At 65.1% G+C, this 8637-nt stretch carries 7 protein-coding genes; all 7 read right to left on the bottom strand.

Going from position 1 to position 8637, the window contains the following annotated elements:
• Nucleotides 1-101: 101 nt before the first annotated feature.
• Nucleotides 102-818, bottom strand: coding sequence for a response regulator (locus ASE49_RS06240; RefSeq protein WP_056769430.1), 717 nt, complete (start codon nt 816-818; stop codon nt 102-104).
• Nucleotides 815-3484, bottom strand: coding sequence for a sensor histidine kinase (locus ASE49_RS06235; RefSeq protein ID WP_056769429.1), 2670 nt, complete (start codon nt 3482-3484; stop codon nt 815-817). The genes ASE49_RS06240 and ASE49_RS06235 overlap by 4 nt, the downstream gene beginning before the upstream one ends.
• Nucleotides 3481-4071, bottom strand: coding sequence for a potassium-transporting ATPase subunit KdpC (gene kdpC / locus ASE49_RS06230; protein WP_082456332.1), 591 nt, complete (start codon nt 4069-4071; stop codon nt 3481-3483). The genes ASE49_RS06235 and kdpC overlap by 4 nt, the downstream gene beginning before the upstream one ends.
• Nucleotides 4072-4082: 11 nt before the next feature.
• Nucleotides 4083-6119, bottom strand: a complete 2037-nt coding sequence (gene kdpB, locus ASE49_RS06225; protein ID WP_056769425.1) for a potassium-transporting ATPase subunit KdpB — start codon at nt 6117-6119, stop codon at nt 4083-4085.
• Nucleotides 6120-6130: 11 nt separating this feature from the next.
• A complete protein-coding gene (kdpA, locus tag ASE49_RS06220; protein ID WP_056769423.1) occupies nt 6131-7834 on the bottom strand; it encodes a potassium-transporting ATPase subunit KdpA in 1704 nt (567 codons plus the stop codon).
• 12 nt (nt 7835-7846) lie between these two features.
• Nucleotides 7847-7936 (bottom strand): K(+)-transporting ATPase subunit F, encoded by a 90-nt coding sequence (kdpF, locus tag ASE49_RS06215; protein WP_056769419.1) that lies wholly within the window; start codon nt 7934-7936, stop codon nt 7847-7849.
• 388 nt (nt 7937-8324) lie between these two features.
• A complete protein-coding gene (locus ASE49_RS06210; protein WP_056769416.1) occupies nt 8325-8588 on the bottom strand; it encodes a hypothetical protein in 264 nt (87 codons plus the stop codon).
• Nucleotides 8589-8637: the final 49 nt, after the last annotated feature.

Raw genomic sequence — 8637 nt, 5'->3', positions numbered from 1 at the left:
GGCGCCGCGTAGCCACCAGGTTTGACCGCAACATCAAGACCTTCATGGCAACCATCGCCATCGCCGCCTTCGTCATATGGTGGCTCTAATGAGTCCGGACCCTAGTCGCGGGCCGGCGCGCCACCGTCCGGGCTGGCGTGCAGGCGGTAACCGATCCCCAGTTCGTTGCCGATGATGCGCGGCTGCTGAGGATCGTCCTCCAGCTTCTGGCGCAAAGTGCGCACCAGCACGCGCAAGTATTCCACGTGGTGCTCCACTTCGTGCGGCCAGACTTGCGCCATGATCTGCCCATGCGTGATCACCCGGCCCGGAAACTTGGCGAGCTGGGACAGCACCGCGTATTCCTTGGGCGTCAGATGCACTTCGGCCCCGCCCTTGGTGACGCGGCGCTCCAGCAGATCAATTTTCACATCACCCACGCTCAGCGCCGGCACGCCGCCGCCGCGCGTCATGCGGTTGCGCAAGGCCACGCGCACGCGGGCCAGCAGTTCGTCGGTATCGAACGGCTTGGTCAGGTAATCGTCCGCCCCCAGATCGAGCGCGGCCACCTTCTCCTCGGTCGCGTCGCGCGCGGACACCACGATCAGCGTGGTGTCGGAATGCTGCTTGAACAAGGGCACCAGTTCCAGCCCGTCCCGGTCCGGCAGGCCCAGGTCCAGCAGCGCGATATCGGGCCGCTCGTCGCGCAGTTTGTCCAGCCCTTCACGCGCGGTGGCCGCTTCGATGGTCGCATAGTCGGCCCGCACCAGCGCGGCCTGGATCAACCGCCGGATGTGCGGTTCATCGTCCACGATAAGGACCTTGTGCCGCACTTTCATTCCACGTCCTCGCTTTCGAAATTGGCCATGATCAGGCTTTCGGGAATGCGGATGGTGAAGCAGGCGCCCTGCCCCTCCTCCCGATTGGCCGCTTCCACGGAAAGACCCATCGCTTCGGTGAATGCCTTGACGATGGCAAGGCCAAGGCCGGTACCGTGGCGGACCCGGTCGGAGCCTTCGAGCCGGGTAAAGGTTTCGAACACGCGGCGTTCCTGGCCCGGCGGGATGCCCGGCCCTTCGTCCGCGACCGCCAGCAGCAGGGCGCCGGGAATCCGGCGGCAGCGGATCAGGATCGGCGTGCCGGGATCGGCATAGCGCCCCGCGTTGTCCAGCAGGTTGATGAGGCAATGGTGCAGCAGCACTGGATCGAGCCGGACCAGCGGAATGTCAGGCGGAATCTCCACCTTAACCGCGTGGTCCGCCAACGACGCACGGGTATCATGCACCGCGCTTGCCACCGCATCGAACATGTCGGTCGCCTCGGGCTTCATCGGCAGGGCGCCCGCCTCAACCCGCGCCATGTCCAGCAGGTTCGCCACGAAGCGATTGAGCCGCTGCGCTTCGGTCTCGATCGTCTCGGCCAGTTCGATGCTGGGATGGCGCTTCATCGCCTGCGCTGCCGACATGATGGTGGTGAGCGGCGTGCGCAAATCGTGGCTGACGGACGACAGCAGCGCGGAGCGCAAGCGGTCGCGCTCCCCCAGCGCCTGCGCGCGCATGTTCTCCTCTTCCAGCACCATGCGGTCCAGCGCGATCGAGGCCTGATCGAGCAGGCTCATCAGCAGCGGCACCTGATCCGAGCGCAGGGGATCGCCCGCATCCTCACGCGCCAGGCCCAGCACGCCCAGCACCCGGCGCGTGGTGCGCAAGGGGTGAAACAGCCAGTCCGACGCGGTCAGGGTGGTGGAGCCGCGCCCGGCGGGCTGTTCGTTGTCCATCGCCCATTGCGCCGCCGCCTGCTCGATCTGCTCCAGCCGGTCCTCCGGGGGAAAGGCGGCTTGTAAAACCGGCCCCGCCGGCGATGGCAGCAACAACACCGTGCGCACATTCAGCAGGCGCGCCACCTCCGCGCAGATGGCCTGCGTCAGTTCGGCATGGGTGGCGGACGCGGTAAGCTGGCGCGAAAAGCTGGCGAGCGCGGCGTTCTGCCGGGCGCTGGAGCCTGCCAGGTCCGCCTGCATCTTCACCCGCGCCGCAAACTGGCTGGTCACGATCGCGACCCCCAGCAGCACGAGGATTGAAATCACGTTCTCGGGATTACTGACCGTCAGCGTGCCGGTGGGCGGCAGGAAGAAGAAATTGTACGCAAGGCTGGAGGCAAGTCCGGCAAACAGCCCGGCCCGCAAGCCGAAGGTGGCCGCCGCGAACATCACCGGCACCAGATACAGCAGGGAAATGTTGCTGAGATCGATAACTTCCAGCAACAGCCGTCCCAGCACCGTCATCGCCGCCACCATCAGCGACGACAGCACGTAATCCAGCGGCGCACCCCACGGCGTGCGCACGCGTTGCCGGCGGACCGCGGCTTTGCCTTCCTCCGGATCGGACGGCATCACATGGATCGCCACATCGCCCAGCGTGCGTACCAGCCGGTCCACCACCGAGCCATGGCGCAGTTCGAACCACCAGGAACGGGTGGACTTGCCGAGCACGATCTGGGTGGCACGGGCATCGCCGGCAAACCGGGTCAGCCCGTCCACCACGTCCGCTGCGGGGATGCTGGAGGTTGCCGCCCCCAGCCGCGAGGCGAGCGCAAGGGTATCGGCCAGTTGCCGCCGATCCGCGTCGGAAAAGGCCTGATCGCGCTGCGTCTCGATGTGCACCGCGGTCCAAGGCGCACGCAGCGCATCGGCCAGGCGCTTGCCGGCACGCACCAGTCCGGCGGCATGCGCATGCTCGCTGACGGCCACTATAATGCGCTCACCCACCGCGAAGCTGCCGGCCAGCGCGTTGGCGCGCACATGCTCCAGCATCTGGGCGTCCACCGCCTGTGCCGCGCGGCGCAGCGCCAGTTCGCGCAGCGCGGTCAGGTTGGTCTTGGAAAAGAAATGGTTGAGCGCCCGCGTCGCTTCCTGCGGGATATAGACCTTGCCGTCCTTCAGCCGCTCGATCAGTTCATCGGGCGGGATGTCGACAACCTCGATCTCGGCCTGCTCCAGAAACGAATCCGGCACGGTTTCGCGCACCCGCACCCGCGTGAAAGACGCCACAACGTCGTTCAGGCTTTCCACGTGCTGGATGTTGATCGTGGAATAGACGTCGATCCCCGCGTCCAGCAGTTCCTCTACATCCTGATAGCGTTTGGGATGGCGGCTGCCCGGCGCATTGGTGTGCGCCAGTTCATCCACCAGCGCCAGCTGCGGGCGGCGTTCCAGCAGCGCGTCAATGTCCATTTCGGCCAACGTATGGCCCTTGTGCGCCACCTCATGGCGCGGGACGATCTCGTGCCCATGCACCAGCGCCTCGGTTTCGCGCCGGCCGTGGGTTTCGACAACGCCGACCACGACGTCGATCCCGCTTTCACGCCGCTCCCGCCCCTCGGTCAGCATTTCCCAGGTCTTGCCTACACCGGGTGCGGCCCCCAGGAACACCTTGAGACGGCCACGACCCTCCTGCGCGGCCTGGCGCAGGAGGGCTTGCGGAGAAGGTCGATCGGATTCGGTCACCGCGCCGGTTTAGCGCCAAGACCGTCGAGCCGTCGATTCAGTTCGAACACGTTGACGTGCGGCTCGCCAATGAAGCCCAGCAGCGGCTGTTCGATGCTTGCGGCCACCACGCGGCGCAGCGCTTCGGCATCCACGCCCCGCACCCGCGCCACGCGATCGATCTGATAGAACGCGGCCTGCGGCGTGATATCCGGGTCCAGCCCGGATGCGGACGTCGTCACCAGATCCGCCGGGATCGCCTTGCCCGGCTCTGCCGACTGCATCGCGCTGACCTGCGCCTTCACGCGGTCTGCCAGCACCTTGGAGGTGGGGCCCAGGTTGGAGCCGGACGATGCCATGCCGTCATAACCCTTGCCAGCGGCGGACGGGCGCGTCTGGAAATAGCGCTCAGACGTGAAAGCCTGCCCGACGACCGACGAGCCGACCACCCTGCCGCCGCTGGTCACCAGGCTGCCGTTGGCCTGCGACGGAAACAGCACTTGCGCGATCCCGGTCATCGCCAGCGGATAGCCGATCCCCAGCAGCAGCGCGAACAGCAGCGTCATCACCAGAGCGGGACGCAGGGACGAGAGAATATCGTTATTCACGGTGCGCCTCCTCAGGCAAGACCCAGGCCGTTTACGGCCAGGTCGATGATCTTGATGCCAACGAACGGGGCGATCAGGCCACCAAGGCCGTAGACCGCCAGATTGCGCGCCAGCAGCGGGCCGGCCGCCATCGGCTTGTACTTCACACCCTTCAGCGCCAGCGGCACCAGCAGCGGGATGATCAGCGCGTTGAAGATGATCGCGGACAGGATCGCGCTTTCGGGCGTCCCGAGCCGCATCACGTTGAGCACGCCAAGGCCGGGATAGAGCGCCACGAACATCGCCGGAATGATGGCGAAGTATTTGGCCACGTCGTTCGCCACGGAGAACGTGGTGAGCGCGCCGCGCGTCATCAGCAATTGCTTGCCCAGACCCACCACCTCGATCAGCTTGGTGGGATCGCTGTCCAGATCGACCATGTTGCCCGCTTCACGCGCGGCCTGGGTGCCGGTGTTCATCGCCACGCCCACGTCCGCCTGCGCCAGCGCAGGCGCATCGTTGGTGCCATCGCCGCACATCGCGACCAGGCGCCCGCCCTGCTGTTCCTTGCGGATCAGCTCCAGCTTGTCCTCCGGCGTTGCTTCGGCGAGAAAATCGTCGACCCCGGCTTCGGCGGCGATGGATGCGGCGGTCAGCGGGTTGTCGCCGGTGATCATCACCGTGCGGATGCCCATCGTGCGCAATTCGCCGAAACGCTCGCGAATGTTGGCCTTGACGATATCCTTGAGGAAGATCGCGCCCAGCAGCCGGCCGTCCACCGCCACCGCCAGCGGAGTGCCCCCTGCCCGCGCGATTTCGTCGGTCACGCGGCGCAGTTCGGTGGCCGCGGTTGTCGAGCCGGCGGCGGGATGCGCCTTCAAGATGGCCTGGACCGCGCCTTTCTGGATCGTCCGCCCGCCGATGGAAACGCCCGATATCCGGGTCTGCGCGGTAAACGGGATGACTTCCGCGCCTTCCGGCAGCGCCGTGCCGGTCACCCCGAAGCTGTCACGCGCCAGCACCACGATCGAGCGGCCTTCCGGCGTTTCGTCCGCCAAGCTGGCGAGCAGCGCCGCATCCGCCAGCTGGCCTACGTCAACACCCGAGACCGGACGGAACTCCGTCGCCTGCCGGTCGCCCACGGTGATCGTGCCGGTCTTGTCGAGCAGCAGCACGTCAACGTCGCCCGCCGCTTCCACCGCGCGGCCGGATTTCGCCAGCACGTTGAAGCGCACCAGCCGATCCATCCCGGCAATGCCGATCGCGGACAGCAGCGCGGCGATCGTGGTGGGGATCAAGGTGATCAGCAGGGCGGCAAGGATCGCCACCGGCACGCTACCGCCCGCATAGCTGGCAAAGCCCGGAATCGTGGCGACTGCGATAAGGAAGATGATCGTCAGTCCCACCAGCAGCAGCGTAAGCGCGATTTCATTCGGCGTCTTCTGCCGCTCCGCGCCTTCGACCAGGGCGATCATGCGATCAAGAAAGCCCTGCCCCGGATTGACGGTAACCTGCACGCGGATCTCGTCCGAAATGACGCGGGTGCCCGCCGTCACTGCCGAACGGTCGCCGCCCGCCTCGCGGATCACCGGCGCGCTCTCGCCGGTGATCGCCGCCTCGTTGACGGAGGCGACCCCGGCAACCACTTCACCGTCGGACGGGATCAGATCGCCGGTCTGCACCAGCACCACGTCGCCTTTGCGCAGCGCGCTGGCGGGAACGTCGTCGTAGCGATCGCCGTCGCCCTTCAGACGCTTGGCCGTCAGTTCGGCCTGGGTGGCGCGCAGCGAGGCGGCCTGCGCCTTGCCGCGCCCTTCGGCCAGCGCCTCGGCGAACGTGCCGAACAGCACCGTCAGCCACAGCCAGACGACCAGCTGAAGCTTGAAGCCGATGGTCAGGCCATCGTGGCCCACCACCAGCAGCGCTGTGAGCAGCGTGGCAACGACGGCGGTGGTGAACATCACCGGGTTGCGGATCAGCTCCTTGGGATTGAGTTTGCGAAATGCGTCGCCGATCGCAGGAACGATCAGGTCGGCGGTGAAAACGGACTTGGAGGCGGACCGGGCCATGTCGGTGATCCTTAGAAAAGCTGGCCGCGGATCATCGCAAGATGATCGGCGATGGGGCCAAGGGCAAGACCGGGCAGGAAGGTGAGGCCGCCCACGATGAGCACGATGCCCACCAGCAGACCCGTCCACAGCAGACCGGTGGTGGGGAAACTGCCGGCGGTTTCCGGCGTATATTTCTTCGCCGCCAGGCTGCCCGCGATCGCCAGCATCGGGATGATGATGAAGAAGCGCCCGATCCACATCGCAACACCCAGCAGGCCATCGTAAAACGGTGTGCTGGCCGTCAGCCCCGCGAACGCCGAGCCGTTGTTGGCCACCGCGCTGGTGAAGGCGTAGAGGATCTCGGAGAACCCGTGCGGCCCCTTGTTCAAAGGTCCGGCAAGGCCTGCGGGCAGCACCGATGCCAGCGCGGTGAAGCCCAGGATTACCAGCGGCAGCACCGCGATCGCCAGAACCGCCAGCTTCACCTCGCGGCTCTCGATCTTCTTGCCGACATATTCCGGCGTGCGCCCGACCATCAGGCCAGCCACGAACACCGCAAGGATCGCGAACAGAAGGAACCCGTAGATCCCGGCGCCCACGCCGCCGACGACGACTTCGCCAAGCTGCATGTTGAACAGCGGAATCATGCCGCCAAGGGCCGTGAAGCTGTCATGCATGGCGTTCACCGCGCCGCAGCTTGCCGCCGTGGTGACGACCGAGAACAGCGCCGAGGCGGCAATGCCAAAGCGCACTTCCTTGCCCTCCATGTTGCCGCCAGCGACGCCGAGGTTGTGGAGGATCGGATTACCGACCGCTTCCTGCCAGTAGGCGATGGTGGTGCCTGCCAGGAACAGGATCATCATCGCAGCCAGGATCGCCCAGCCCTGGCGGGTGTTGTTCACCGCCTTGCCGAAGGTATAGGTCAAACCCATGCCGATCGCGAAGATCGACAGCATCTGCACGAAGTCAGTCAGCCCGGTCGGGTTTTCGAACGGGTGCGCCGAATTGACGTTGAAGAAACCGCCACCGTTGGTGCCCAGCATCTTGATGGCTTCCTGCGAGGCCACGGGACCAAGCGCCAGCGTTTGCCGCACGCCTTCCAGCGTATTGACGTCAACCGAACCGGCAAGCGTCTGTGGCACGCCGCTGGCTATCAGGAACAGCGCGTAGACGATGCTGAGCGGCAGCAGCAGATAGAGTGTAATGCGCGTCACATCCGCCCAGAAATTGCCGATGCCCGTGGCGCTGCGCCGCGAAAAGCCGCGAAACAGAGCAAAGGCCAGGGCGATGCCGGTGGCGGCGGACAGGAAGTTGTGAATGGTCAGCGCGAGCATCTGGCTGAGGTTCGACATCGTCGATTCGCCAGCATAGCTTTGCCAGTTGGTGTTGGTCACGAAGGCGACCGCAGTGTTGAACGAAAGATGCTCAGGCAATGCGGCAAGCGCCTGGGGATTGAGCGGCAGCACCGCCTGCGCCCGTAAGAGCACGTAGGTGAGCAGGGCCAGCGCGGCGTTGAAGATCAACATATGCACCGCGTACCGGCGCCAGGACTGATCTTCTTCGGCATTGATGCCGGCCAGCCGGTAAAACCCGCGTTCGACCGGACCGATCACCGGATGCAGCACGGTGCGCCGCCCTTCGTAAAGAGCGAAAAGCCAAAGGCCTATCGGCTTGGTGAGCGCGAGCAGGATACCGACGAAGGCCGCGATCAGCAGCCATCCCTCAAATGTCATGGGACGCCTCCGTCAGAAACGTTCGGGGCGTGCAAGCACGGCCACGAGGTAGACGAGAAGGCCCAAGGCGGTGATGGCCGCCAGCCACATATCGATGGTCATGATTGCCCGCCCCTCACGCCCGGTTGCACATGGCTACATAGCCAAGGCTTGCCACCAGCAAGATCAGGATAAGGCCGACCCAGAGAAGGTCCTGCATATCGGTGCTCCCGCAGCCCCCGCCGCGCTATGCGGCGCAGGTCAGCTGCAGTGCACCCATTAGGCCGGTCCGCCGTTGGAATTCGAGACGGCGAAGCGATGGACCGCGTAGTGTTTTCGTATGAATTTCAGTTTTGCGGACGATGGCACAAAGCGCCGGCGCGTTTTTATGCCGAATCGGCCGACTTGAGCCCGGCGATCGCGCATATGCATGGCACCGTGCGAATGCATAGAAAAAGCCCCCCAGAAGCCGCACGCGTTGTCGCGGCGGCGGCTGACGGGAAGGGTCGGCTTAGTTTACGCGGCGACGATGCTTGCCACCATAACGCTTGCCGCAATAGTCATCCAGTTCACGCATTTCCGTGGCCGCTGCAGCCGCGATGGCCGTGGCGCAAGGAAGATGCGTTTCCGTGGCGGCGATACGGGCTTCAACGCGATCCTTGAGTTCTTCTATGTCAGAACGCGACAGGACATTTTTTTCCCGCAGATAGCAGATCAAGCTTTGCAGGATGATCATGGCCTTATCGCCCGAATCGACTTCACTGTTGTCCATCATCGCATCAGCCTCTCAAAGTTGCCGTTTTCGACGTTGTTTAAGACAGAAT

Origin of the sequence: Novosphingobium sp. Leaf2 (assembly GCF_001421325.1) — a bacterium.
Lineage (GTDB): Bacteria > Pseudomonadota > Alphaproteobacteria > Sphingomonadales > Sphingomonadaceae > Novosphingobium.
This window is presented reverse-complemented; position numbering and strand designations above follow the sequence as displayed.

Excerpts from the sequence above, each read along its gene's own strand:
- kdpF (WP_056769419.1), bottom strand. The coding sequence starts at position 7,936 with ATGACCATCGATATGTGGCTGGCGGCCATCACCGCCTTGGGCCTTCTC.
- kdpB (WP_056769425.1), bottom strand. The coding sequence starts at position 6,119 with ATGGCCCGGTCCGCCTCCAAGTCCGTTTTCACCGCCGACCTGATCGTT.
- ASE49_RS06240 (WP_056769430.1), bottom strand. The coding sequence starts at position 818 with ATGAAAGTGCGGCACAAGGTCCTTATCGTGGACGATGAACCGCACATC.
- ASE49_RS06210 (WP_056769416.1), bottom strand. The coding sequence starts at position 8,588 with ATGATGGACAACAGTGAAGTCGATTCGGGCGATAAGGCCATGATCATC.
- kdpA (WP_056769423.1), bottom strand. The coding sequence starts at position 7,834 with ATGACATTTGAGGGATGGCTGCTGATCGCGGCCTTCGTCGGTATCCTG.